Source organism: Terriglobus roseus DSM 18391 (assembly GCF_000265425.1).
GTDB classification, from domain to species: Bacteria; Acidobacteriota; Terriglobia; order Terriglobales; family Acidobacteriaceae; genus Terriglobus; species Terriglobus roseus.
Genome location: NC_018014.1, coordinates 1,616,594 through 1,642,410, shown reverse-complemented (window position 1 = coordinate 1,642,410; position 25,817 = coordinate 1,616,594). Strand labels below are relative to the sequence as shown.

The window sequence follows — 25,817 nt, the reverse complement described above, 5'->3', positions numbered from 1 at the left end:
CACACACTGCCGGTACTATCGTGCTCACTGTCTGACATTCAGGCGCCCACCACCCCGGGCGCTACATCCAAGAGAGAGCATGCCGAAGAACGCAAATACTTCACGGACCAGGGGCCTCCGGGCCACGTCGCAACGCACGGCGACTCCTGAGCGCAACGAAACCGAAAGCAGCTCCCCTCAGCACCTCTTCTTCAATCGCGACGAGTCCTGGCTCCGCTTCAACGGCCGTGTGCTCGAAGAGGCGCAGGACACCACCAATCCCCTGCTCGAGCGCGTCAAGTTCCTCTCCATCACCGCGTCAAATCTCGACGAATTCATCGAGGTACGCGTTGCCGGTATCCTCCAGCGCATTGAAGACGGCTACCAGAGACCCGTTGGCGAGGACGACGACGGCCTGACCGAGCAGGAGCGGCTGGACACCCTCGCCGACCGCCTGCACCGCTTCAACCGCGAACAGTACGCCTGCTGGACCCGCGGCCTTATTCCCGCCCTGCGCGAAGAACGCATCGAGATCATGGACTGGGATGAGCTTGACGAGGCATCGTTGCGCTTCGCCAACCACTACTTTGACCGCGAAGTCGACCCGCTCCTGACGCCCGTCACCATTGACCCCACGCATCCCTTTCCGCGTGTTCTCAACAAGGCCCTTTGCATCGGTCTTCTGCTCCGTCGAAAACAGGGCAGTAGCGGACGCCGCGCGCCCGGCATGCTGGGTGTCGTCACCGTCCCGCGCTCGCTGCCGCGCCTTATCCGCCTTCCGTCGCCAGAGGGCAGCTACCGCTTCCTCTTCCTGCATGAGTTGATCCAGGCGCGCGTTCCCCGCCTCTTTCCCGGGTACGAGATCCTTGCCCGCGCCGCCTTCCGCGTCACCCGCAACAGCAACCTCTACCTGCAGGAAGAAGAGTCACGTTCACTGCTCGAAAGCGTTCGCGCCGAGCTGCACAACCGCCGCAAGGGTGATGTCGTCCGTCTCGAAATCGCAGCAGGTGCCGACGAGGAGTTGATCGACCAGCTTCGCGTGAACTTCGAACTCGAACGCTGGCAGATCTTCCGCGCTGAAGAACCCGTCAACCTGACCCGCGTTATGGAGATCGTCAACGCCGTCGAACGTCCGGACCTGAAGTTCCCAAAGTTCGTCGGCCGCGACTACATGCCACCGCCGCAGGCCGACGGTCGTCCTGGTTGCTTATTCGACACGCTGCGCCAGGGCGACATCCTCCTCCACCACCCCTTCGACTCTTTCCGCGCAGTCGAGCGCTTCATCGAGGCGGGCACTGAGGACGAACGCGTCATCTCAATCAAACAGACGCTCTACCGCACCTCCGCCGATTCTCCGCTCTTCCAGGCCCTGCTCGACGCAGCACAGACCACCGACGTCACCGTCGTCGTCGAGCTCATGGCCCGTTTCGACGAAGACTCCAACATTCGCTGGGCACGCACTCTCGAAGACGCCGGTGTGCAGGTCTTCCACGGCATCGTCGGCCTGAAAACGCACGCCAAGCTGGCGCTCCTCGTGCGCAAAGATCCGGATGGCGTCACACGCCGCTACGCCCATCTGGGCACCGGCAACTACAACTCCGTAACCGCTCGCTTCTACACGGACATCAGCCTCATCACAGCAGACGAAGCAGTCACCGCCGCCGTGCAACGCGTCTTCAACTACCTCACCGCAGACGCGCAGGACGAGAACTTCCGCCCGCTCATGGTGGCGCCGGTCACGCTGGCCAATGACATCCTTCACCTTATCGACCGCGAAGCGCAGCATGCCCGCGCCGGCCGCCCGGCACGCATCATCGCAAAGATGAATGCGCTGCTCGACGGCAAAACCATCCGCGCGCTCTACGCCGCATCGCAGGCCGGTGTCGAGATCGACCTGATCATCCGCGGCATGTGCTCCCTCCGCCCCGGCGTTCGCAAACTCAGCGAGCGGATCCGCGTGCGGTCGATCGTTGGCCGCTTCCTCGAGCACAGCCGCATCTTCTGGTTCGCCAACGGCACGGAAGGCAAGACCGGCGCCGCCGATAAGAGCGAAGTCTTCTGCGGCTCCGCCGACTGGATGCCCCGCAACCTCTACGAACGTTGCGAAGACCTCTACCCCGTCACCGCACCGGCCCTCAAGAAGCGCCTCCGTGAAGAGATCCTCGAGGCCTACCTTACCGACACGGTAAAGTCCCGCTTCCTCCAGGAGGACGGCGAGTACACCCGCCCGCCGCGCGGCTCCCACCCCGTCGAAGCACAGATCCTGCTCATGCAACTCGCCGCAACCGAGTCGGCAGCCGCCTCACCGAACCCAGGCCGTACCGCCGCAGCAAAGTCGGCGACGGAAGCAACAGACGCAGCAGCCGACAAGGTGCGACCACCCGCCAAGCGCGTCCTGCGGCACAGAGCCACCAAAGCCACAGCACCGGCGAGCAAGTCCGCAGCCACGAAACAAGCCGCTCACCCGGCTCCAACCAAGAGCGCTGTACACACCAAGACCGCGGCCACAGCGCAACCAGCAGCTCAAGCAAAGAAAGCTCTTCCGGCAAAGAAAGCTTCCTCGACGGTCCCATCAATCGCAAAGAAACCCGCTCCGCAAAAGTCCTCCGCAGCAAAGTCAGCCCCACGGAAGACCGCAAAACGCAAGCCAGGCAACATACCGGGTGCCCCACCTTCGCGAAGCTAAGGTGGGGATTCGCGCAAAGCGCGAACCGCTTTTCGCCGTAAGGTGATGATCCGAACGCTCGCATTCGCGCGAAGCGCGAAGCGGAGGAGTCAGGAGGCTTTAACCCCGGGCCCTACTGCACCGTCACCGGAATCACATACGTATGTCGCGCATTCACCGGCGCGTCCGTAGAAGCAGCCGTGATCGTCAGACTCATCGTCCCCAACGGCGTCCCGCTGCCACTCGCCGTGCTGTCCGTAGCAGCCACCTGCGAACATCCGCCGCCAGCAATCACCACCACCAGCAATAAAGACAACAACGCAACCAGCCGTCTGCGCCGGCGCACAAGACAAAGCCCAAACAACACGCCTGCTTCGGCAACCCGCACCAGTGCAGCCGAGTTCTTCGTCGTGCTCACCGTGATCTGCGCTGTACCGCCCGTGTTCACTACCGTCGGCGAAACGCTGCAACTCGTCTCCGTGCCCGCGCTCGTGCTGCATCCAAGCGCAATCGCTCCGGAGAAGCCGTTCAGGCCCGTGACGGTCAGAACACCCTTCGCGGTCCCGCCCGAGGAAACACTCAGCGACGAAGGCACAAAGCTCAGAGCAAAGTCGCCAATGTTCACCAACAGGTTGCTGGACGTCGTCTTCAGGAATACAAGGTCGCCCGAGTAGACCGCCATGATGCTGTGCGAACCCGCACGCAGACCCGTTGTGGACAGTTGCGCATACCCATTGTTCAACCCGTTCGATAGAACCGCCGCCGAACCCAGGTTCACCACGACACCTTGGAACGTGTCGTAGAACGCGACCGTCCCGCCCGGCACGAGCGTGCTGTTCGTCACGCCGGAACTCACCGCGGCCGTCAGCGTGATGTTCTGCCCAACGATGCCCGACAGCGTATTCGAACTGAGCACGATCGCCGCCGGAATCGGCGTCGGTGTCACACTGACCGGATCCGATGTGCTGCCCGTCCAGTTCGCATCACCGCTATAAATCGCCGTCACCGACTGCGTCGAAGCACTCAGGAAGACCACCGTTGCCGTCGCCAGGCCATTCACGACCGAACCCGAACCAAGGAACTTGTTGTTGCTATAAAAGCTCACCGTTCCCGAGTACCGGTAGGTCCCCGTCCCCGTCCCGGAGTTCGCCACCGTCGCGCTGATCGTGACCGGCGTACCTGCTGGCGGAGACGTCGGCGTCACACCATTGACTGTCGTGGTCGTGAAACCCTTCGTAGTCGTCACCGTCAGGGTCACGGTATTGCACGTCAGGTTGGTATTGCACTTCACCGTGATCGTGTACGTCCCCGGCGAAGGCACAGGTAACGGAAGGCTCGCCGTACTGACAAGCGATCCCGTCGCAGACAGCAGCGTCGCCGTATACGTCCCATTGCTCCCACTCACGGTCGCCATGACCGTTCCCGATGGACCGACCGTTCCGGACGCGGCCGCCACAGTGATCGCAAGATTCGCGTCGTACCCATACGGAATCGATCCAATAGGCGAGATCGTCGCAGCAATCGTCGCCGTCAACGGCGTGATCGTAAACACCGCAGCCGCAGAGGTGCTCGCAGCATAGTTGGCGTCCCCGCCATACATCGCCGTCAGCGAATGCGTCCCCACCGTCAGCGTAGAAACGGCAACCGTCGCCGTCCCGGCGCTCAAAGTCCCCGTACCAACCGCAACTCCCCCATCCAGGATCGTGATCGTCCCCGTAGGCGCGGTACCCGCCGTCACATAACTCGAAGGCGTAATCACCGAGATGAGTGAGAACGCAGTCCCATAAGGCCCGCTATAACCACTCGAAGAACTAAGCGACGTACTCGTAGTAATCAAAGTCGTCGTTGCGTTCGCCGTAACGGCATTCGAAGTAGCCGCATTGAAATTCGTATCTCCGCTATAAACCGCCGTCAACGAATGCGTCGTGATCACCGTAGCCTGCGCACGCAACCGCCCCACCGCAAGAGCCGAAGCACCAGCCGCCAGCGAACCGCTGAAACTCGCCACGCCACCCGTAACCGTCCCGGTCCCCACAGCGGTCGTCCCATCCAGGAACGACATCGTCCCCGTCGCCGTCGTAGCAACACCCGTCCCGTTCATCACCGTCGCACTCAAAGCCACGGTATTCGCCGCACTATCCGTACTCGTCTTCACCAGCGCAACCGTCGGCAAGACCTTAGCCGTATCGATCGCATTCGAAGAAGCGGTGTTGAAGCTTCCATCGCCCCCATAAACCGCCGTCAAAACGCCGCTCCCATAAGTCCCGCTGAAAGTAGCCACACCAGCCGAATTCACCGCTCCCGAACCCAGCGCCGCAGCCCCCAGCAGAAACTGCACCGTCCCCGTCGGCGTCGTCGAAGTACCCGAAGGCGGCGCCACCACCGCCGACAAGCTGCTCCCAGCCGTCACCACCGAAAGCGTCACCCGCGGCGTCACCTTCACCGTCGCATTCGCCGTAGCCGTCGCAGAGTTGTAGTTCCCATCGCCCACATAGGCCGCCGTCACCAGGTGCGTCGCCCCACCGCCCAGCGCGCCGCTATAAGTAGCCACACCAGAACTACTCAGCGTCCCATTCCCGATCACAGCCCCGTTATCCAGAAACTGAACACTGCCCGTCGGCGCAACCGTTCCCGTCCCAGCGCCCGCAGGCACAGCAGCCGTAGCCGTCAACACCGCCGCAGTCGCCGATCCCGTCTGCGTAAGCGAAAACGCAGGAGCACCCTTTCCAACCGTCACACTGAAAGCCTGCGGACTACCGCAAGAGAAGCTGGCATTCGCCGTGCAATTCGCCTGAAACGTAAACGAACCCACATTGCTCGCCGGCACGCTTACCGTCGCACTCGCGCTCCCCACAGCGCCCGCCACCAGAGTCCCCGTATACGTATTCGCACTCACCGCCGACCCATACGGATACACCATCACCGATCCCGTCGGCGTACCCACGCCGCTCGGCGACGACACCGTCACCGTCACCGGCATCACCGTACCCACCGCCGGCGAACCACTCATCGCGGCAACGATCCTCGCCGCCTCCGGGTTCACCGTAGCCGTATCGATATTCGTCGTCGTCGACGCATACGTGTTGTCGCCGCTATACGTCCCGAAAAACCCATACTGCCCGCCAGCCAGCGTACTGACCGAGTAAGTCGCAACACCGCTCGCATCCAGCGCCACCGACCCCAGCGTCCCACCCTGGCTGCTGCCAAAGCTCACCGTTCCCGTCGGCGTCCCATTACTGCCCGTCACCGTCGCCGTCAGCGTAATGTTCGAGCCATGCGTGACCACGTGGTTTGAGAGCGCAATCGTCGTGCTGTTCGGCGATGTCACGCCAAACGGCCACGCCTTCACCAGCGCAACAGGATCGACCGTCCCCAGGCCATCCGCAGCGCTCCACGCACCCACCGGCACCGTCGAGTCCGCATGCGTAAAGACACCCTTCGCCGAGGCCAGCGTGTAGAACGTCGCAGCCACCTCGCCCTGCCGGGCCGCAGCCTTAGTCACCACCTGCTGCAACGCCGCCGTCAATGCACTTGCATCCGCCACCGCCGCATCCGGCATCGCCCGCAGTTGATCCGCAGGCAATCCCTCGGCTACCTGCCAATCTGGCCTCGGAGTAGCCGTGACATCCGCAGCGTCTGCGGCAGACGAGGCGCCGGAAACCAGCACCAGTGCCCGCGCCGGCAACTCCTTCGCAGTCACATGCTGCAACACCACCGTCTGGCCCTGCGCACTCGCCTGCTCCAGTACCGCGTTCAGCTCTTCGACACTCGCACTTGTCCCCGTCAGATCGACAGGCACCACCGCTGCTGTATTTGCATCGATCGCCGCCTCAAGTCCCGCAACCGCATCGCTGCTCGTCGCCGCACTCTGGTCCAGCCCACCCACCGCCAGCACCGCAGCCGCCAACGACCCCGGCACCGTCGGCGTGCCATCCACCGCAACACGATCTCCCGTCGGCAACGCATACCGCTGCAGCCGCACACCAAACGCCGACGCCACCTGCGCCGCCGTTCCACTCGCAGTCAATCGCATGCCGCCTGCAGACACCGACTGCACCTGCAATCCCTGCGTCGCCAGCCAAGCCGTCACCGGCGCAACCTCCGTCGCCGTGGGCGCAAACCGCGCTGCAAACTGTTCCGGCGTAAGCCAGTGGTGATACTCCGCCGAACCCTGCGTCCGCACCGACTTCAGGTAAGCATCCAGGTCGGCCTGCTGCGCCGCGCTGCGCTTCAACTCCACCGTCACCGCAGGCACCGGCTGCGACGCTGGCAGATCGCCCGCCACACCGCCGCCCGCCGGCAGCGCCTGTCGAAGGGACGGCAAAGCCGCCCTTTCACTGGCAGCATCCAGACTCGCACCAGCCTGAGCCGCCGCATATCCAGCCGAACCCATCAGCAACGAAATGGCCGCAACAACGCGGACAGAGCAACACGCTTGGCCGGCTACGCGGCGGAACAACATCATAGAAATCATAGGGGTGACGACTAAGTCTCCCCTGCGAAACACCACTTGGCAAGCACCACGTTCAGGGCATTTACCACTCTGGGAATTTTCTCTAACCTTCACCACAACACGCTCACCCGCCTTCGTCGTAGCATCAGGTGCATGAGTCAGTTCGGCATCGTCATCATGGCCGCGGGCAAAGGCACCCGGCTGAAGAGCGCCCGTCCCAAAGTTCTCCACGCCGTCGGCGGCAAAGCGCTCCTGCTCCACGTCATTGAAGCCGCGAAAACCCAGGTCTCCGCCCACGACATCCTCGTCGTCGTCGGCCATCAGGCCGCACAGGTCCAGGCCGCGGCCCAGCCCACCGGCGTCCGCTTCGTCCTGCAGCCACAGCAGCTCGGCACCGGCCACGCTCTGCAGTGCGTCCGCGACTGGTACGCCGAGACCGGCACACAGCCGCCCACCCACCTCATCGTTCTCTCCGGCGACGTACCGCTGATCCGGCCGGAGACCATCGCCGCCCTGCGCAATACGCACATCGAGCAGGACGCAGCGATGACCATCCTCACCGCCATTCCGCCCGACCCCACCGGCTACGGCCGCGTCCTCCGCAAGCAGGACGGCACCGAAGACGTCGCAGGCATCGTCGAACAGAAGTCACTCACCGAAGACCAGCTCGCCACGCCCGAGCGCCTCCGCGAGATCAACAGCGGAATCTACGCCTTCCGCACCACCGCCCTCTTCGACCGTCTCGGCCGCCTCGCCAACACCAACAGCGCCGGCGAGTTCTACCTCACCGACGTCGCCGGCATGCTCGTCAATGACAACGAGCGCGTCGTCGCCATCGCAGCAGACTCCGTCGACGAAGTCCTCGGCGCCAACACCATTGCGGAGATGATGCACCTCGACGCCAGCTTCCGCGCACGCACCGCCAACCGCCTCATGGCCGCCGGCGTCACCATCTTCCGCCCCGACACCACGGTCATCGACGCGTCCGTCCAGATCGCTGCCGACACCATCATCGAACCCTTCGTCCAGCTCCTCGGCAACACCACCATCGGCCCCAACTGCCGCATCCGCTCCTACTCCGTCATTGAGAGCTGCACCCTCGGCGAAGGCGTCCTCGTCCGCAACGGCTGCATCCTCACCGACTCCACCGTCGGCGACGGCGCGCAACTCGGTCCCTACGCCCACCTGCGTCCTGAAAGCCTGATCGGCGCACGCGCCCACGTCGGCAACTTCGTCGAAACTAAAAAGACAAACCTCGGCGAAGGCTCGAAGGCCAACCACCTCGCCTACCTGGGCGATGCCATCATCGGCGCAGGCTCCAACATCGGCGCAGGCGTCATCACCTGTAACTACGACGGCGTGAACAAGCACCGCACCACCATCGGCGACGGTGTGTTCGTAGGCTCGGACTCCACCCTGATCGCTCCCGTTACGCTCGCCAGCGGCTCGTATGTTGCTGCAGGATCAAGCATTACGGACGACGTGCCCACCGGCGCACTCGCCCTGGGCCGAGCCCGTCAGGTCACCAAACCGGGCTGGGCCGCCGACAGACGAGCCGCCGCCAGGCTCGCAGACGGCAACGGCAGCTGACGTCAAACTCGGCCATTTCTATTGTTTTTTATATATTTCTGCATTTTTACGTAAAAGACAGCAACTCCAGACCCGCATCTGCGTCATACTGTGTGTGGGCGAGGTTGCCCAAAGGTTCTGCGGAAGGTTGAGTAACTCCCTCCCGCTACAAGTTGCGTCACTGGCCTCCCCCGTATCGGCGGTAATCGTCGATACGGGCTTTTTTTTGCTCGGAAATGCCTTCCGCTTAAATCTTGGGTGCCCATTCTTTGCGAAGCAAAGGGCGGGCTATCGCGCGAAGCGCGACCCTCATGCCAAATGACTCCAGATATCCCACGGCCCGCCCGCAGGATTATCATGAAAGACATGAAGCGCTTGCTGCCGCTACTTGCTGTCTCCCTCCTCACCGTCGCCGCCTGCGCGCAGTGGTCCAACCCATCCGCGGACATCCCGGCCTACAACAACGGCGCGCCCTCCAAGCCGCTGCCGCCCGTCCTCGCCGGCGCACAGACCACGGGCGTCTACTTCTCGCACCCGTACCAGGTCACGGCATACAAGATGGCCGCAAAGATCCAGCCCGTCCTGCACCAGATGCCCTGCTACTGCCGCTGCGACCAGTCCATGGGTCACAACAGCCTGCATAGCTGCTTCGAAGGCCTCCACGGCGCAGAGTGCTCCACCTGCATGAAGGAAGCAGTCTTCGCCTACCAGCAGACCAAGCTCGGCAAGACACCCGCGCAGATCCGCGCAGCCATCGAAAAGGGCTCCTGGCTCAACGTGGACCTCGAACACGCAACACTCTAAGCGATAACAACGTGTAGCGGGTGCCCCAAATCCTGAAGGGATGTGGGCTCAATCGTTCTGGGCATCTGCATCGTATCCAACGATGCGAACCCTGCAGCTCGAACCAGACACGCCACAAAAGAAATCCCGCCGCTAAGCGACGGGATTTTCTTTGCTTCGAATCACCACGAGCCAGCCCTAATCCGTAGCCGCCGGCCACAACCACGCAGCCCCACGAACACCGCTCGCATCGCCATGCACGGCCTTCTTGATCGGCGTCTCCACCGGACCGCCAAACGTATAGGTGGAGATCAACGGCGGCAGGTTCGTGTACAGCCGGTCCAACTGCGACAGACCGCCACCCAGCACAATACAGTCCGGGTCCAGCGAGTTATAGATCGTTGCAAGGCTCTTCGCCAGCCGGTCTTCCAGCCGCACAATCGCAGCCTCGGCATCGGCATCGCCTGCCTCACTCGCCGCAACAATCTCCGGTCCACGCATCACTCGGCCTGTCACCGTGCGAAAGTCCCGCTCCAGCCCCGTACCGCAACACCACATCTCAATGCAGCTCAGCCTGCCGCAATAGCAGACCGGCCCGGGCCACTCCGCCTCGGTCTGTCGTGGCAGCGGATTGTGTCCCCACTCGCCAGCCAGGCCGTTCGGTCCATTGTGGACACGTCCGTTGATGGAGATACCACCGCCGCAGCCCGTGCCGACAATCACACCGAAGACCACACCGTACCCGGCGCCCGCACCATCCGTAGCTTCAGACACAGCCAGGCAGTTGGCATCGTTCGCACAACGGACCTCGCGGCCCATGCGCTTCGTCAGGTCCACCTCAATGGCGCGCCCGTTCAGCCACGTCGAGTTCGCATTCTTCACCAGGCCGGTCGAACGCACCACCGATCCGGGGATGCCGACACCGACCGTTCCCTGCTCGCCTGCGCGCACCTCAAGTGAGCGCGCCACATCGACGATGGCGTCGATCGTGCCGGAATAGTCCTCACGAGGTGTCGGCACGCGAAGCCGGTCGATCTCTTGTCCGTGTGCGTCAAAGGCGCGGCCCTCAATCTTGGTGCCGCCCAGGTCAATGCCAATGCGAATGCTCATGCGATCGTAAGTCCTTAATGCTGTTTTCTTAGGTCAGGGGCTGATGACCGGCGTTGGCCGCAGCATGCAGCCGCACCTCAACCAGCTCACAGATGGTGTGGAGCAACAGCTTATGTGCCTCCTGGATGCGGGCCGTCACGCCATGCTCCACCAGGAACTCAACATCTGCAATGCCGCTGGAACTGCCGCCGTCGCGGCCGAGGAATGCAACCGTAGACACACCGGTATCCTTGGCAGTCAACAACGCGCGCAGCACGTTTTCACTGTTGCCGCTTGTCGTGAAGGCGAAGAGCACATCGCCCTTATGTCCGAACGCCCTCACCTGCCGCGCAAAGATCTCGTCGAAGCCGTAATCGTTGCCGCATGCCGTCAGATCGCCGCCGTTCGTCGTGAAGCTGATCGCAGGATAGGGACGCCGGTCTGCTTGGTAGCGCACGACAAACTCTGTCGTCAGGTGCGAAGCATCCGCAGCAGAACCGCCGTTGCCACAGGCCAGCAGCTTCTTGCCGCTCAACAGCGCGTCGGCCAGCAGCTTTGCCGCCCGCTCGACCTGCGGCTCCAACTTCCGGAGCGACTGCAGGATTAGGAGAGACTCCGACACATTGTGTTGGAAGATCGAAACGTCTTGGTCGATGGAAGCGTCAGCCATCCCTATGCCTTCTGCGCCTGCAGGTAATTCTTCACATAGTCTCGTATGCCGTCTTCAAGCGTAGTAAACGGCTTGTCGTAACCGGCAGCGCGCAGCTTATCGGGCTTCGCCTCGGTGTAGTACTGGTACTTATCGCGCAGCCCCTCGGGCATGTCAATGTATTCGATCTTTGGCTCCTTGCCCATCGCGGCATAAACAGCCGTCACCAGGTCGCGCCACGTACGCGAGATGCCGGTGCCGCAGTTGAACAGGCCGCCAATACCCGGGTTCTCCAGCAGCCATAGTGTCACTGCAACTGCGTCCCTCACGTAGACGAAGTCGCGCATCTGCTCGCCGTCTTTGTAATCGGACCGATGACTTTTGAAGAGCTTCACCTTGCCCTCGCCCGTACCCACCTGGCCGAAGCTCTTGTGGACGACCGAACGCATGTCGTCCTTATGGTCCTCATGGGGGCCGTAGACATTGAAGTACTTCAGACCCGCGATAGGATTCGCGCCACTGTAAAGGTTGTTGCGCAGCGCCCAGAGATCGAACATGTGCTTCGAATAGCCGTACATATTCAGCGGCTTCAACCGTGGCGTGACTGCATCGCTGTCGTCATAACCCAGCGCGCCATCGCCATACGTCGCAGCGCTCGATGCGTAGACGAACCGCGCTCCATGCGCCTGCGCCCACTGGCACAGCGTGCGCGTGTACGCATAGTTGTTCGTCAGCAGGTAATCCGCGTCCTTCTCGGTCGTCGCGCTGCACGCACCCAGGTGAACGATGCCGTCGATCTCCGGCAGCTCTTCCACTCCAACACCGTGGATACGGTCCAGGAACTCATCGATCGGCAGCAGATCTTCATACTGCAGGCCGACCAGGTTCTTCCATTTCTCGTCCGTGCCCAGGTCGTCGACCAGCAGCAGGTTCGTCTGTCCGCGGCGGTTGAGCTCCGCCACCACATTGCGGCCGATAAAGCCCGCAGCACCCGTTACGACTGTCATCTTGCCCATGGCTGTCATTGTAGACGGCCAACATCACCCGCAGGATGGCCGCCAATCCTGCTCAACCTCCTTGTTTCGCCTTGCCATGCGACGGATCCCAGCGGTCGCACTGGTAAACTTGCCATCAGCCGCGATGCCTGAAAAGTTCTATATAACGACCCCGATCTACTACGTCAACGCGCGCCCGCACATCGGCCACGCGTACACCACCATTGCTGCCGACACGCTTGCGCGTCGCAAACGCATGGAAGGTGCCGACACCTACTTCCTCACAGGCACAGACGAACACGGCCAGAAGATCGGCCGCTCCGCCGCCGCCGCAGGCATTGAGCCCCAGCAGTTCGCCGACGACGTCAGCGGCACCTTCCGCTCGCTCTGGCACCGTATGGGCATCACCTACGACCAGTACATCCGCACCACCGATGCGAAACACAAGCGCGGCGCGCAGAAGCTCTTCTCCGCCCTCTACGAGCGCGGTCACATCTACCTCGACAGCTACACCGGCCAGTACTCCGTCGGCGAGGAGATGTTCATCGAGGGCCCTCCCGGCACCATCGGTCCCGACGGCAAGCCGACAGAGACGGTTACGGAAGAGAACTTCTACTTCCGCCTCTCCGCCTTCCAGAAGCCGCTCATCGACCTCATCGAATCGAACCAGCTCACCATCACCCCAGAAGCCCGCAAGAACGAGGTCCTCAGCTTCCTGCGCGGCAACGTGAACGACGGTTCGGAGACACTCCTGAGCGACACCGGAGTCGCCTACGTCCCCGGCGCGGTTAAGGATCTCAGCGTCTCGCGCACCAGTTTTGACTGGGGAATACCCGTTCCGGCGCCTGCGGCGACTGAGACGATTCAAAAACACGTAATTTACGTCTGGTTAGACGCGTTAGCGAACTATATGACGGCCGTTGGATACGGCGACGACACCGAAGAAGGCGCCGAAATGTTCGCCCGATTCTGGCCCGCCGACCTCCACTTCGTAGGTAAGGAAATCGTCAGATTCCATTGTGTTTACTGGCCCGCCTTCCTCCTGGCAGCCGGTCTCCCCCTGCCCAAAAAGATCGTCGCGCACGGCTGGCTCCTCTTCGAAGAATCCAAGATGTCCAAGAGCCGCGGCAACATCGTGCGCACAGAAACAATCCTCGATGCCTTCGGCTCCCTAAAACCCGACACCGAGAAGTACGAGCAGGACCTCTTCGGCGCAGACGTTCTACGCTACTTCCTGCTGCGCGAAATCCCCTTTGGACAGGACGGCTCGTTCAGCTTTGACGCGCTCGTCGCGCGCTATAACAGCGACCTGGCCAACGGTTACGGCAACCTCGTAAGCCGCACGCTGAACATGATCGCGCAGAACTTCGAAGGCGTAATCCCGGAGAGCGGCCTCACCACCGAACTAACTGCAGCGACCGCAGAAGCGATCGAGACAGTCCACGCTGCACTCGAGCGCCAGGAGTTCACAGCAGCCGTCTCAGCAACCTCTGCATTGGTGGCCGCAACGGACGGCTATCTCACATCCAATGCCCCATGGAAGCTGGCGAAGGACCCCGCCCAACGCGAGCGTCTTGCAGAGGTCCTGCGGACGGCCGCAAAGAGTATCCGCATCATCACAGCACTGCTGCACCCAGTGATGCCCTACGCGACATCGCACGTGTGGGAGCAGCTCGGACTCGGCAGCATTGAACGCGCTGCGGAACTGGGCGAACTGCGCGATCTATCGCGCGGCGGCTTTGCGGCAAACACCAAGCTTGGCACCATCGCGCCCATCTTCCCGCGCGCGGAGAAAGAACTGATCACACGCATGAACGACGCAGAGCAGAAGCCAGCAGCCATCGACCCTAACGCCACGCAGAATCTCGCGGAGGGCGAACAGCCGCTCACGCCCATCGCCGATGCCACTGCCTCGCCAGCTGCAGAAGCCGCGCCAGCAGCAGAGATCCCGGCCATCGATCCAACGAAGCCCACCAAGCCGGACACTCCAGAGATCACCATCGACGACTTCATCAAGGTCGATCTCCGCGTCGCGAAGGTGCTCGTCGCCGAGCGCATTCCAAAGACCGACAAGCTGCTTCGCCTCGAAGTAGACCTCGGCTATGAGAAGCGCCAGATCCTTGCAGGCATCGCGCAGTTCTACGAGCCGGAGAAGCTCGTCGGCCGCAAGGTCGTGATCGTGGCCAACCTGGCACCACGAAAACTGCGCGGCTACGAGTCGCAGGGCATGGTCGTCGCGGCATCGGTCGGCGATGGCACCCCAGCTCTTGCGAGCTTCCTCGAAGACATCGAGATCGGCGCGCGCCTCCGCTAGGGATCATCATGCATATCGTTGATTCGCACGCACATCTCGACTTCTCCAGCTACGCCGAGGATCTCGACGCAGTGCTGACACGCGCCCTTGCCGCGGACGTGAAGACCATCCTCGCGGTTGGCATTGGTGATGGCCCGGAGACGATGCACCGTGCGCGGGATCTCGCCGTGAAGTACAAGGGCAACTCCGCCGCGCCACGCATCGTCTGCAGCGCCGGTATCCATCCGCAGGAAGCGGCCCATGCAGACAACGAGTCGTTAGCAAAGCTAACCACTCTCGCGTCTGACTCCAATGTGGTTGCCATCGGCGAGATCGGCCTGGACTACTACCACTTCGAAAATCCGGACATCGACGTGCAACAGCGCGCCTTTCTCGCTCAGATGGAGATCGCGCTCGCCGGAAAGAAGCCGATCCTGATCCACTGCCGTACCAGCGATCTGGCGACGCCGCAGGCGAAGGAGCGCTTCGGTGCGGCTGATGCGCAGGCAGACCTGCTGCGCTTAATCGAAACCCACTTCAGCAGCAAGGGAGGCGTCGGCGTGATGCACTGCTTCTCCGGCTCCGCCGATGAGGCTCGTCGCGCACTGGATCTCGGTTTCTACCTGTCTTTTGCCGGCAACGTGACTTACTCGCGCTTCCCTTCCATCCGCGAAGCTGCAATCCTCGCGCCGGCCAACCGCATCCTCGTCGAGACGGACGCTCCCTTTCTGGCACCACAGCCCTTCCGGGGAGAACGCAACGAACCAGCGCGCACACGCACCACGGCAGAGTTTGTCGCGGATCTGCGCGGCATTTCCCTGGAGGAGCTAGCAGCGGCCACCACCGCGAACTTTGAGAGGCTATTCGGCGTAAGTGCGTAGCTGTCTGCGGAAGTACGTAGAATAGCCCGGCAACGCGCCGCACACTTTCGGCGCTCTGACACATAACAACCCCACGCACCATAGCAAGACTGCACCACTGGCAAGGAGAACAACAATGGCAGCCGAGAACAGCTTCGACGTTGTGAGCAAGGTCGAAATCCAGGAAGTAAAGAACGCCATCGAGCAGGCGACCAAGGAAGTTAACGCGCGCTTCGATCTGAAGAACTCGAAGTCGACCATCACGCTTGAGGGCGGCGATGAGAACATCCTGCTGGCGTCGCAGGACGAGTACACCATCAAGGCAGTCACCGAGATCCTGCAGCAGAAGATGGTCAAGCGTGGCATCAGCTTAAAGAATCTCGAGTACGAAAAGATCGAGCCCGCCGCGAACAGCTCCGTTCGTCAAAAGGTGAAGCTGAAGCAGGGCATCCAGTCCGACGCTGCGAAGAAGATCGTCGCCGCCATCAAGGACTCCAAGCTCAAGGCGCAGGCCTCGATCCAGGGCGATACCGTACGCGTCGTCAGCAAGGACCGCGATGTACTTCAGCAGATCATCACCCTGCTGAAGGGCAAGGACATTGGCGTGGAGCTGCAGTTCACCAACTACCGTTCAAACTGACCGCGAAATGCAGTCCATGGGTGCCCCACGGTCATCGTGAGGCACCCATTTTTCGTTGGACACGAAGAACGTATCTCACCTTCCAACAGGACAAAGGTCGCGAAATAGTGTGTGACGCTGCGGTTACTGTTAAAGTCAAATATAGCGTGAGTTCCTTACCCATTGCGACCGCGAAAGAGGTCTTCGACCTTGTCCGCGACGACCTTTCCGCCGTTGAGCGGGAATTTGGGCGGCAATCCAAATCAGAAGTTGTGGTCATTCAGGACATCGCACGCTACCTGCTCTCAGGCGGCGGCAAGCGTATCCGGCCCTTGCTGCTTCTGCTGTCGGCGAAGGCCCTGGGATTCACAGGCGAAAGCCGCATCCGCTTGGGCGCCGTCGTAGAGATGCTGCACACGGCTACGCTCGTCCACGACGACATCATCGACGAGGCACAGACGCGCCGCGGCAAGCCCAGCGCCAACACAGCCTGGGGAGCCAGCAAATGCGTCCTGGCAGGCGACTGGCTCTACATGCAGTCTTTCCAGACAGCCCTGGACGAGCGCAACTTCAAGATTCTCGATCTGCTGATCGGCCTGACCCAACAGATGGTCGAAGGCGAGTTGCTGCAGATGCAGAAGCTCGGCCACCTGATCAACGAGGAAGAATACTTCGACCTAATCTTCCGCAAAACCGCCATGCTCTTCAAGGTCAGCATGCAGTTGGGCGCAGCACTGGCTGGCGTGGACGAAACCGTCGAGCAGCAGTTGGGCGAGTATGGCCGCAACCTGGGCCTTGCCTTCCAGATCGTCGACGATGTGCTGGATCTGGTTGGCGAAGAGGCCACACTGGGCAAGCCCGCTGCCAGCGATCTGCGCGAGGGTAAGGCGACACTTGCCGTCATCCACGCGCTGGAGCGGGGCACTGGTGCCGAACGCGAGGCCATCCGCACGGTCCTGGCCGACCGCGACTTTACCCGCGTGAAGCACGCAACGATCCTGGAGATCCTTCGGGGCCACGGTTCGCTGGAGTACGCCATGGATGCCGCGCGAGCTTACGCCGAAGCTGCGCGGCAATCAATTGCTGATCTACCCCAGGCAAACGCCGAGGCGGGCCGGGCACTTCGCGCGCTGCTCTGGGTACCGGGCTACGTGACCGACCGCGACCGGTAGTTCGTTCCTCTTCCCGTACCCCAAAGATTTGCGAAAGAGCTAGGCCGGGATGGCAGCTTGCGCTGCCATCCCGGCCTAGCTTTCCTGACACTGCGTTTAGTTGAAGTCGACCTTCGGAACGGTAGCCGCGCCGGGATCCGCACGATAGTACGTCGTCCGAGGCTTGAAGCCGGCGATGCTGGCCCACATGCTGTTCGGGAAGACTGCGATCGTGTTGTTGTAGTCCAGGATGGAGTCGTTGTACCGCTTGCGTGCAACGGCGATGCGGTTCTCCGTACCTGAAAGCTCATCTTCCAATCGCATGAACTGCTGGTTGCTCTTCAGGTCCGGGTACGCCTCCTGCATACGCGTAAGCGGCAGCAGCGAAACGGACAGGCGATCGTTCGCCGCGAGCTTCTCGTCCGGCGTGCGCGCCTGCAGCAATCCACTGCGAGCCTCTGCGATAGCGGTGAGGATGTTCGTCTCCACCTTGGCATAGCCCTTAACGCTGGCGACCAGGTTCGGGATCAGATCCGCACGCCGCTGCAGATTGACGTCGACTTCGCTGAACGCCGCGTCGATCCCGTTTGACTTCACCGCGATCGAGTTCTTCGCGGAGATAAAGCTCATCGCCACCAGGCCAATGAGTACAACCGCCACAATCAGACCGATCAAGCCCTTTTTCATTGTTCCCCCACTTGTTTTGCCTTCCAGCATCTGTGCCATCTGTTGCCTCTCAAAACTTACCAGCTGCCACCAGCGCCGCCGCCACCCGAACTGCCGCCGCCACCGCCACCAAAGCCGCCGCCACCGTCGTCGCTGCCGCCGCCAAAGCCACCGCCGCCACCGCCGCCGCGAAATCCGCCGCCGCCAAGGATGTTGCCGAGCAGCATGCCGGTCAGGAAGCCGCCCGGACCGCCGCGGCCACCGCCTCGCATCAGCAGAAAGATGATAAACAGGACGACCAGGAAACCGATGATGCCGCCGACACCGGACTTCTGACGAACATTTTGCCGACGATAGGTATGCTGCGGGACATCGAGTGTGACACCCGCGTCCTGCGCAATGACTGTCGTCAGTGAGTTGACGGCGGTCCGCACCGCACCGTCGTAGCTACCGGCCTTCAGGTCGGGAACCATCTCACGGCCGATGTCGCCGGTCTTGGCGTCAGGCAGAATCCCCTCGAGACCGTAACCAACTTCAAACTGGTACTTGTGGTCTTCGACCGACAGCAACAGCAGAACGCCGTGGTCAGACCCCTTCGCCCCCGGCTTCCACTTTGCAAACAACTGGTTCGCAAACTCTGCAGGACTGTTGTCGTCCTCGATCTTGTGAATGATGGCGACGAAGACCTGCGCATGCGCCTGCGTATCCAGTTGCTTGAGCTGGGCATCAAGATCAGATTTTGTGGAGTCGTTAAGAACGCCCGCGTAGTCGTTGACGTAGGCCGTGGGTTGCGGCATCGACTTCACGGACTCTGCCAATGCGGGGAAGACGCACCCGATCAGAGCCAGTGCAACTACGAGAAACCAGAGGTGCCGGAGCCGTGCTGCCATCACGGTTGATGATACGCTGATCGGCGCCAAAAGTTCCGTAGGACTAGGCAGAGTATGAGACACGGCAAAGGGCAGACGTGGCCGTCTGCCCTCCTGCCGCACGTTAAGTTTCACGGAGACTTACTGCAGCCCCATGGAGCCTGCGAGTGTATCGATCATCTTCGTGTGTCCAGCAACGACCGTTGCCGCATGCGTTGTCAGCTTCTTCATGTCAGCGTTGGTTGTCGCGGCGTTCTCCTGCTTGATCTTGTCGAGATCGCTGTGATGATCGCTCACCATCGTCTTGACATAGCTCTTATCAAAGGTCTCGCCCGTAAGAATCTTCAGCTTGAGGTAATCGGCGTTCGCTTCGAAGCCGTCGGTCTTCGGTGGCTCAACGCCTGCCTTCGCGGCTACTGGCTTGGAACCGGCGATCAGAGCGTTGTGATCTGTCACCATCTTCTGCGCGAAGCTGCGGATCTTCGGGTTCTTCGTGGTCTTGATCGCCAGCTCGGCCATCTTCACTTCAGCCATATTGTCCTGTGTCGAATCCTTGAGGAAGCTCTTGTCCTTATCGGAGAAGTCCTGTGCAAAGGCTGCGGTCGCGGTACAGGCGAACAATGCGGTGGTCAATGCAATCGTACGGATCTTCATGGTCGTTCTCCCTGACGTCCTGATGACGTCCTGTTGGGCGCGGCGAAAGTGCCGGCTCCCTCTGCGCAACTCCGCGCAGATCAGTTATTTAGGGTCTGTAGGGAGCAAATCCGTTGCTACGCCAAAGTGCGTCACGTCACAGTCAAGCGCACCCGTGCAGGAGTTTGTATCGCACCCGTGCAGGAGTTTGTATTCTGAGGGAGATGATCAGCCCTTTACTCGCCGCAGTCGCCGCAACCGTTCAGCCACCCACCGCGAAGCAGGTCCCGCACCCCACGCATCTACATGGGCACACGCTCGAGGACGACTACTTCTGGCTACGTGAGAAGGAGTCTGAAGAGGTCCTTGCGTACCTCTCTGCCGAGAACGATTACACCGACGCAGTGATGGCGCCGACGAAAGACCTGCAGGAGAAGCTCTACCGCGAAATGCTCTCGCACATCAAGGAGACCGACACGTCGGTTCCCTATCGCGATGGTGACTGGTTTTACCTCACGCACACTGTTGAGGGTTCGCAGTACGCAATCCACTGCCGGCGCCGCGCCGCTGCGGACCGCAGCTATGACGCGAGCGCTCCGGAAGAAGCCCTGCTGGATGTGAACAAGCTTGCTGAGGGTAAACCGTTCATGGCGCTGGGAGCGCTTAGCGTCAGCCCTGACGGCAACCTGCTGGCCTACACCACTGACGAGACCGGCTTCCGCCAGTACACACTGCATGTGAAGGATCTGCGTACCGGCGATGTGCTGCCCGATACCGCGCAGCGCGTCGGTTCGCTGGTCTGGACGCCTGATGCGAAGACCATCTTCTATACCGTGGAAGACGAACAGACCAAGCGGCAGGACCGCGTGCTGCGCCATACGCTCGGCACGGCTGCGGATGCTGACGTCCTCATCTTCGAGGAGAAGGACGAGCGCTTCAACGTGGGTGTTGGCCGTTCGCGTGATCGCAAGTATCTGTTCCTCGAAGTTGGTAGCCACACAACTTCGGAATACCGCTTCGTCGATGCTGCGACACCAACCGCAGAGTTCCAACTGCTGGCCGAACGCGTCCCCGACCAGGAGTACTATCCTGACCATCGAGACGGCTTCTTCTACATTCGCGCGAACGACACGGGCAAGAACTTCCGCGTTGTAACAGCACCGGTTGCGACGCCGGACCGTGATCACTGGACCGAACTGCTCCCCGAGAGCAAGGACATCCCGCTGGATGACTTCGAGGTCTTCCAGCACTTTGCCGTTGCGTCCGAGATCGTTCAGGGATTGGACCGGATGCGTGTCTTCCGCTTCGAGAACAACACGCTCTCCAAAGACTTCAAGACGGTAGCCTTCCCGGAACCAAGTTACAGCGCAGGCCTGCACGTCAATCGCAACTTCGACGCGACCACGCTGCGTTACAGCTATCAATCGCTGGTGACACCCGCGTCGGTCTACGAATACGACGTTGCGACCGGCGAGTCGACGCTCTTGAAACAGCAGGAGGTACCCGGTGGTTTCGACCGCGAATTGTATGCCTCCGAGCGTCTCTGGGCGACGGCCAGCGATGGTGTTCGCGTGCCGGTGTCATTGGTCTATCGGCGTGACTCATTCAAGAGAGACGGTACGAATCCGCTGTATGTATACGGCTACGGCTCCTACGGCTACGCCCTGCCCGTAGGATTTGGCACCAGCAGACTATCGTTGCTGGACCGCGGCATCGTGATGGCTTATGCGCATATCCGCGGCGGTGGCGACCTGGGCGATGCATGGCACGACGACGGCAAAATGATGGTGAAGCGCAACACCTTCACCGACTTCATCGAAGTGACGGAGCATCTGATCGTAGAGAAGTACGGCGCCAAGGATGAGGTAATCATCGAAGGCGGCAGTGCTGGCGGTCTGCTGATGGGCGCAGTCGTTAACCTGAGGCCCGATCTCTTCCGCATCGTTCTCTCTCATGTGCCGTTCGTGGACGTGATGAACACCATGCTCGACGCGTCGCTGCCGTTGACCGTCGCTGAATACGAGGAGTGGGGCAATCCCAACGAAGCGGAGGCGTTCGGCTACATGCGGAGCTACTCGCCCTACGACAACCTTCAGCCTGGCATCTACCCGGCCACGCTGGTCAAGACGAGCCTCAACGACTCGCAGGTCATGTACTGGGAACCCGCAAAGTTCGTCGCCAAACTGCGCACGCTGAAGACAAACAACGACGCTCCACTGCTGCTCCACACCAACATGGACGCAGGACATGGTGGAGCATCCGGTCGCTACGACTACCTGCGCGAGATCGCCATGGATTACGCCTTCGTCCTGCGTGAGCTTGGACTGGCGTAAGGGGTGCGGCGGCTGTACCTAAACAGCCGCCGGTTCCACCAGTTTGTCGCCCTCACCCGGAGCGAGGAATAGATTGCTCTCGAGTCCGTGCTGCCGGTCATACAGTTCGCGATAGCGGCCGCGCAACGCAAACAGTGTGGTGTGTGTACCGCGTTCGACGATGTTGCCGCCCTCGATCACCAGGATTTGATCGGCGTTACGAATCGTGCTCAGACGATGCGCAATGACGAACGTCGTCCGGCCGGTCATCAGGTGATTCAAGCCCTGCTGAATCATCGCTTCGCTCTCAGAGTCGAGCGAGCTCGTCGCTTCATCCAGGATCAGGATGCGTGGATCGGCAAGGATCGCGCGCGCAATCGATAGCCGCTGCCGCTGGCCGCCGGATAGCTTCACACCGCGCTCGCCCACAATGGTGTCATAGCCGAGTTCGAAGCGCTCCACAAACTCATCCACACGTGCAATGCGGCAGGCCTCCATCAACTGCTCTTCGGTTGCATCCGGACGCGAGAAGACCACGTTGTCGCGAATCGTTCCGTCGAACAGGAACGTCTCCTGCAACACCACGCCAAGCTGTGAGCGATACGACGCGAGCTGCACCGTCGACAGATCAATGCCATCCACCAGCACCTTGCCGGTCGTCGCATCGTGAAAGGCGCAGACCAGCGAGATGATCGTTGACTTACCCGATCCTGACGAACCGACCAAAGCGGTCACGGTATCCGGCCTTGCTTCAAAGCTCACACCATGCAGAACCGGCTTGCCCGGATCGTATTCGAACATCACATTGTCGAAGACCACATCACCCGCGATGGGCGGCAGAACGACGGTGCGCTTCGGATACGCATCTTCTTCCCGCTCGTTCAGGATCTCCGCGGTACGATCCAGTCCGGCGAGTGCTTCGGTGATCTGCGTGCCAATGTTTACCAGGCTCATTAGTGGCGCGATCATGAACGCGAGAAACATCGTATACGTCACGTAACCGCCGGTCGTCAGGGTGCCGGCCAAAACCTGGCGCGCGCCGAGATACATTACCAGAGCGCCTACGATACCCATCACCGCTGTGGACGACAGTGCCATGATCGACTGCGCCGTGAGAGTACTGATCACATTCTTCAGCAGGCGCTGCGCACCGTCTGCAAACACCTTCGCTTCGCTGGCCTCAGCGTGGTAGCCCTTCACTACGCGGACGCCGCCCAGCGATTCTGTCAGGCGACCGGTCACCTCGGCGTTGATGATGGCGCGTGCACGGAAGATCGGCCGGATGGTCTTGAAGGCGCGGGCCATCACGCCACCAAACAGCACCAGCACGCCAAAGGTCAGAAGCGTCATCTGCGTCGAAAGGCGGATCAGGTAGATGAACGCGAAGATCGCAGTCATCAGGCCGCCCAGGAAGTCCACAAGGCCCGTGCCGATGATGTTGCGGACACCTTCGACATCCGACATGATGCGCGCCACCAGCGTGCCCGAACGGTTGGCATCGTAGTACGCAACCGGCAGCCGGCCGATGTGCGACTGCACCTGCGTGCGCATCTCCGTGATCAGGCGCTGCCCCGCCTTCGACAACATTTGCGTCAACGCAAACGTCGTCAGGCCCTGCAGGATGGTTGCAGTAACCACCATGCCAACGATCCGCGGCAACAGCGCGGCGTGATGCTGCCGCATGACGTCGTCGATCAAGTACTTCGTTGAGGCTGGCAGGACCAGACCGCAGGCACGATTGATGATGAGTACCAGCAGACTCACGCCCAGCAGCGGCAGGCGAGGCTTCACCAGCTTCTTCACCTCAGGCCATACCTTTTTCAACGGTGGCTTCGGCTTCTTCTGCGTCAGTTCTGCTGAGATGGAGCGCGATGGATTACGCGCTGTGCGCTCCATGCTGCGGGTCGAATGACCGCCCGACATTGAGGGTCCGAACGATCCCATGATGTTCCTGCCCTCCCCGGGCCATGTATCTGTTTGCGATTCTCTAGATGCGCGGTAGAAACTCCGCGATGAAATTCTTATTCATACCGTTACCCGCGTGGCATGGACCGGATCTTTGCCACAACCTCTTCCGGCTTCCATTCGCTGCCGGGGTACCAGGCTGCGACCTTGCCCGTCGGATCGATCAGGACCGTGGATAACGAGTGGGTCAGCGATCCATCACTCTCAGGAGTCGCGCCCACATTAAAGTACTTCTCCACGTCAGGCAGCGCGGCAGCCGTTGGCGCAGCAAACTGCCAGTGCGCAAATCCCGCAGCGCCCGTGTAGGTCTTGCCATACGCGCGCAGGACAGAAGGCTTGTCAAAAGCAGGGTCAAACGAGATCGACAACATGTGCGTGCCGTCATACAGCGCACGATCCGCAGCCAGCGATTTCGAAATTGCTGCGAAATTACGGCTCATCTTCGGGCAGAAGTCATCGATGGGGCAGCGCGTGTAGATAAATGTGATCAGAAGTGCCTTGCCCTTGAACTGGCTTGTATGGATGGACTTACCATCCTGGTCGGTCAGCGCAAAGTCGGGCATCACATCGCCGGGATTCGGCGCGTGGTAGTTGCTCTTCGGCTTGAAATCCGGCTTGGCCTGCCCAATAACGGCGATCTGGTCCAGCTTCGAATTCGTGTAGTCGCCATCACTCGTCTGGTCTGCAAGCAGGCGGGCCCGGATCACGTCGCCGGGGTGCAATTCCTCCACGATCTCTGGGCGAGCCACCTTGTACGGCATGGTCATCGCTTCCATCAGGCCGGGGATAGCCTCGTGATCCAGGGTGATCTCTGAATGCGCGGGATCCGTGGCGACGATCTTGCCTTTGACCTTGAACTCCCGCGTCGTTTTCGCGATCGTCTCCGTAGGTTTGCGGCAGCCGGCAAGCAGCCCGCAGAAGCACAGCAGCGAGGCGGCGCAACACCTTTGTCCCATACGACTCATAACTCCATGATACTTTGCCATGGAGACTTGGCCGGCGAGCGCAACCTTCTGCGCCGACGAGCCACGGAGGCAACATGGGTCAGATCCCCGACGAACGGACCACGGCGTCCGATCAAACGTCGGCCGAAATAGCGGCAGGTGCATCGCCCAATCTGGCGCTTCTCCATGTCTGCATGTTGCTTGCCGGCTTCGGCACAGTTTTTTTAGGCCCCACCCTGCCCGTGCTGGCCGCTAGTGCACACGCCTCCGACAGCGGCAGTGGCCTCTTCTTCACCGCACAGTTTGTGGGCGCATTCTTCGGCGGCGTCACCACATCCAGCCGTCTCTGGTTTTCACTCATCCGCGGCTCAGCCGCCGCCACCTTTGGCTTTGCCCTGCTCGGAGCTTGCGCGCTGTTGCACGCATCATTGCTTTGGGATGCGGCGGCACTGCTGCCGCTGGGCTTTGGCGTCGGGCAGATGTTGACCGCAGTCAACCTGCTGGCGTCGCAGCGCTTCGCCACCAGCCGCGGATCGGCGCTGTCGCTTGTCAACTTGAGTTGGAGCCTCGGCGCAGTCTGTGCGCCGTTCCTGCTCGGCAGCCTGCTTCCGCACGTCCGTCTGGGTGCGCTGCTGGTCTGTGCCGCTGCCATCTTCGCTTCGGCATGCTTGGCTTCGATTGTTAATGCGCGAGGTTTTGGTCCGGCCCGAGTTGCCATGGCGCGTGGCGCGATACGGCGCGGTCTGCCGAAGGTCGCCTTTGTGTACTTCGGCTTTCTCCTCCTGCTGTATGGCGGGGTCGAGACGTGCATTGGTGGATGGATTACCACCTTCGGCACGCGGTACGGTTCGGGCGCGTTGCAAATCAGTGCGCTGGGCGAGTCCGCTCTGTGGATCGGCATCACCTCAGGCCGCGCGCTCGCGCCGTTGCTGTTGAAAGTGATGCGAGAGCGGACTCTCCTCATTTCAACTCTGCTGACAGCGACCGCACTCACCGCAATGCTTAGCCGCGCCAACGGCGCCGCTGCCATCACACTGATCGCAGGACTCCTGGGAGTGGCGCTTGCCCCCTGGTTCCCGCTGGTGTTGTCAGCCATGCTGGGCGAAGGCGCAGCTGCCGGCGAGGTTGGCACCATCATCGCCGTCTCCGGAATCGGCGCTGCAACGCTGCCCCTGCTGCTGGGCACGGTGTCGCGTGCTTCGGGCTCCCTGCGGATCGCGCTGCTGGTCCCGTTGTGTGGCCTGCTGCTGCTCTTTGCGCTCAGCTTCCGCCGCAGTGAACCGCTGCCTGCAACCGAAATCCAGCACGCATAAAAGGCGTATA

The 25,817-nt window shown here is 61.4% G+C and carries 18 protein-coding genes; 9 read left to right on the top strand and 9 right to left on the bottom strand.

Features of this window, described 5'->3' with window-relative positions; genetic code table 11:
* Positions 1-79 precede the first annotated feature (79 nt).
* On the top strand, positions 80-2,665 hold the full coding sequence (ppk1, locus tag TERRO_RS06825) for a polyphosphate kinase 1 (protein ID WP_014785263.1): 2,586 nt from the start codon (positions 80-82) through the stop codon (positions 2,663-2,665).
* Positions 2,666-2,777: 112 nt separating this feature from the next.
* Here ppk1 and TERRO_RS06820 read toward each other — a convergent pair whose 3' ends face one another.
* Positions 2,778-6,968: an Ig-like domain repeat protein gene (locus tag TERRO_RS06820; protein WP_169315289.1), complete on the bottom strand. Its 4,191-nt coding sequence runs from the start codon at positions 6,966-6,968 to the stop codon at positions 2,778-2,780.
* Positions 6,969-7,250: 282 nt separating this feature from the next.
* Here TERRO_RS06820 and glmU point away from each other — a divergent pair, with 282 nt between their 5' ends.
* Positions 7,251-8,687, top strand: coding sequence for a bifunctional UDP-N-acetylglucosamine diphosphorylase/glucosamine-1-phosphate N-acetyltransferase GlmU (glmU, locus tag TERRO_RS06815; protein ID WP_014785261.1), 1,437 nt, complete (start codon positions 7,251-7,253; stop codon positions 8,685-8,687).
* 345 nt (positions 8,688-9,032) lie between these two features.
* On the top strand, positions 9,033-9,470 hold the full coding sequence (locus TERRO_RS06810) for a CYCXC family (seleno)protein (protein ID WP_245536236.1): 438 nt from the start codon (positions 9,033-9,035) through the stop codon (positions 9,468-9,470).
* A gap of 177 nt (positions 9,471-9,647) precedes the next feature.
* Here the strand turns inward: TERRO_RS06810 and TERRO_RS06805 are convergent, their stop codons facing one another.
* The 3 genes from TERRO_RS06805 to rfaD are packed head-to-tail and all read right to left on the bottom strand — an operon-like array spanning position 9,648 to position 12,203.
* Entirely contained in the window at positions 9,648-10,559 is a 912-nt protein-coding gene (locus TERRO_RS06805; RefSeq protein ID WP_014785259.1) for an ROK family protein, read from the bottom strand.
* A gap of 28 nt (positions 10,560-10,587) precedes the next feature.
* Entirely contained in the window at positions 10,588-11,208 is a 621-nt protein-coding gene (locus TERRO_RS06800; protein ID WP_014785258.1) for a D-sedoheptulose-7-phosphate isomerase, read from the bottom strand.
* A 2-nt stretch (positions 11,209-11,210) separates the two neighbouring features.
* The gene (rfaD, locus tag TERRO_RS06795; RefSeq protein ID WP_217164470.1) at positions 11,211-12,203 is read right to left on the bottom strand and encodes an ADP-glyceromanno-heptose 6-epimerase; all 993 of its coding nucleotides are present in this window, start codon (positions 12,201-12,203) and stop codon (positions 11,211-11,213) included.
* A 124-nt stretch (positions 12,204-12,327) separates the two neighbouring features.
* On the opposite strand from rfaD, the gene metG reads away from it, so the two are divergent.
* The 4 genes from metG (at position 12,328) to TERRO_RS06775 (ending at position 17,126) form a co-directional block, all read left to right on the top strand.
* Positions 12,328-14,496, top strand: a complete 2,169-nt coding sequence (gene metG / locus TERRO_RS06790; protein ID WP_014785256.1) for a methionine--tRNA ligase — start codon at positions 12,328-12,330, stop codon at positions 14,494-14,496.
* Between the two features lie 8 nt (positions 14,497-14,504).
* Positions 14,505-15,356: a TatD family hydrolase gene (locus tag TERRO_RS06785; RefSeq protein WP_014785255.1), complete on the top strand. Its 852-nt coding sequence runs from the start codon at positions 14,505-14,507 to the stop codon at positions 15,354-15,356.
* A gap of 115 nt (positions 15,357-15,471) precedes the next feature.
* Positions 15,472-15,975 (top strand): YajQ family cyclic di-GMP-binding protein, encoded by a 504-nt coding sequence (locus TERRO_RS06780; RefSeq protein ID WP_014785254.1) that lies wholly within the window; start codon positions 15,472-15,474, stop codon positions 15,973-15,975.
* 146 nt (positions 15,976-16,121) lie between these two features.
* Complete coding sequence (locus TERRO_RS06775; RefSeq protein WP_041592493.1) at positions 16,122-17,126, top strand: polyprenyl synthetase family protein; 1,005 nt, start codon at positions 16,122-16,124, stop codon at positions 17,124-17,126.
* 96 nt (positions 17,127-17,222) lie between these two features.
* Here TERRO_RS06775 and TERRO_RS06770 read toward each other — a convergent pair whose 3' ends face one another.
* The 3 genes from TERRO_RS06770 to TERRO_RS21920 all read right to left on the bottom strand — a co-directional run bounded on the left by TERRO_RS06770 (position 17,223) and on the right by TERRO_RS21920 (position 19,294).
* Complete coding sequence (locus TERRO_RS06770; RefSeq protein ID WP_041593087.1) at positions 17,223-17,792, bottom strand: LemA family protein; 570 nt, start codon at positions 17,790-17,792, stop codon at positions 17,223-17,225.
* A 56-nt stretch (positions 17,793-17,848) separates the two neighbouring features.
* Positions 17,849-18,661 carry a TPM domain-containing protein gene (locus TERRO_RS06765; RefSeq protein ID WP_014785251.1) on the bottom strand — a complete coding sequence of 271 codons (813 nt, stop codon included), beginning with the start codon at positions 18,659-18,661 and terminating at the stop codon, positions 17,849-17,851.
* 120 nt (positions 18,662-18,781) lie between these two features.
* Positions 18,782-19,294: a DUF4142 domain-containing protein gene (locus TERRO_RS21920; protein WP_014785250.1), complete on the bottom strand. Its 513-nt coding sequence runs from the start codon at positions 19,292-19,294 to the stop codon at positions 18,782-18,784.
* A 203-nt stretch (positions 19,295-19,497) separates the two neighbouring features.
* On the opposite strand from TERRO_RS21920, the gene TERRO_RS06755 reads away from it, so the two are divergent.
* Positions 19,498-21,606 (top strand): S9 family peptidase, encoded by a 2,109-nt coding sequence (locus TERRO_RS06755; protein WP_014785249.1) that lies wholly within the window; start codon positions 19,498-19,500, stop codon positions 21,604-21,606.
* Positions 21,607-21,624: 18 nt separating this feature from the next.
* On the opposite strand, the gene TERRO_RS06750 is transcribed toward TERRO_RS06755, so the two are convergent.
* Both TERRO_RS06750 and TERRO_RS06745 read right to left on the bottom strand, forming a co-directional pair.
* Positions 21,625-23,529: an ABC transporter ATP-binding protein gene (locus TERRO_RS06750; RefSeq protein ID WP_014785248.1), complete on the bottom strand. Its 1,905-nt coding sequence runs from the start codon at positions 23,527-23,529 to the stop codon at positions 21,625-21,627.
* 89 nt (positions 23,530-23,618) lie between these two features.
* Complete coding sequence (locus tag TERRO_RS06745; protein WP_245536235.1) at positions 23,619-24,515, bottom strand: SCO family protein; 897 nt, start codon at positions 24,513-24,515, stop codon at positions 23,619-23,621.
* Positions 24,516-24,589: 74 nt separating this feature from the next.
* Here TERRO_RS06745 and TERRO_RS06740 point away from each other — a divergent pair, with 74 nt between their 5' ends.
* The gene (locus tag TERRO_RS06740) at positions 24,590-25,807 is read left to right on the top strand and encodes an MFS transporter (RefSeq protein WP_014785246.1); all 1,218 of its coding nucleotides are present in this window, start codon (positions 24,590-24,592) and stop codon (positions 25,805-25,807) included.
* The last annotated feature ends 10 nt before the right edge of the window (positions 25,808-25,817 follow it).

Coding starts and splice junctions, on each gene's coding strand:
- TERRO_RS06800 (WP_014785258.1), bottom strand. CDS start 11,208: ATGGCTGACGCTTCCATCGACCAAGACGTTTCGATCTTCCAACACAAT.
- TERRO_RS06785 (WP_014785255.1), top strand. CDS start 14,505: ATGCATATCGTTGATTCGCACGCACATCTCGACTTCTCCAGCTACGCC.
- TERRO_RS06805 (WP_014785259.1), bottom strand. CDS start 10,559: ATGAGCATTCGCATTGGCATTGACCTGGGCGGCACCAAGATTGAGGGC.
- TERRO_RS06765 (WP_014785251.1), bottom strand. CDS start 18,661: ATGGCAGCACGGCTCCGGCACCTCTGGTTTCTCGTAGTTGCACTGGCT.
- TERRO_RS06770 (WP_041593087.1), bottom strand. CDS start 17,792: ATGAAAAAGGGCTTGATCGGTCTGATTGTGGCGGTTGTACTCATTGGC.
- rfaD (WP_217164470.1), bottom strand. CDS start 12,203: ATGGGCAAGATGACAGTCGTAACGGGTGCTGCGGGCTTTATCGGCCGC.
- ppk1 (WP_014785263.1), top strand. CDS start 80: ATGCCGAAGAACGCAAATACTTCACGGACCAGGGGCCTCCGGGCCACG.
- TERRO_RS06810 (WP_245536236.1), top strand. CDS start 9,033: ATGAAGCGCTTGCTGCCGCTACTTGCTGTCTCCCTCCTCACCGTCGCC.
- TERRO_RS06740 (WP_014785246.1), top strand. CDS start 24,590: ATGGGTCAGATCCCCGACGAACGGACCACGGCGTCCGATCAAACGTCG.
- TERRO_RS06755 (WP_014785249.1), top strand. CDS start 19,498: ATGATCAGCCCTTTACTCGCCGCAGTCGCCGCAACCGTTCAGCCACCC.
- TERRO_RS06750 (WP_014785248.1), bottom strand. CDS start 23,529: ATGGGATCGTTCGGACCCTCAATGTCGGGCGGTCATTCGACCCGCAGC.
- metG (WP_014785256.1), top strand. CDS start 12,328: ATGCCTGAAAAGTTCTATATAACGACCCCGATCTACTACGTCAACGCG.
- TERRO_RS06745 (WP_245536235.1), bottom strand. CDS start 24,515: ATGAGTCGTATGGGACAAAGGTGTTGCGCCGCCTCGCTGCTGTGCTTC.
- TERRO_RS06780 (WP_014785254.1), top strand. CDS start 15,472: ATGGCAGCCGAGAACAGCTTCGACGTTGTGAGCAAGGTCGAAATCCAG.
- TERRO_RS21920 (WP_014785250.1), bottom strand. CDS start 19,294: ATGAAGATCCGTACGATTGCATTGACCACCGCATTGTTCGCCTGTACC.
- glmU (WP_014785261.1), top strand. CDS start 7,251: ATGAGTCAGTTCGGCATCGTCATCATGGCCGCGGGCAAAGGCACCCGG.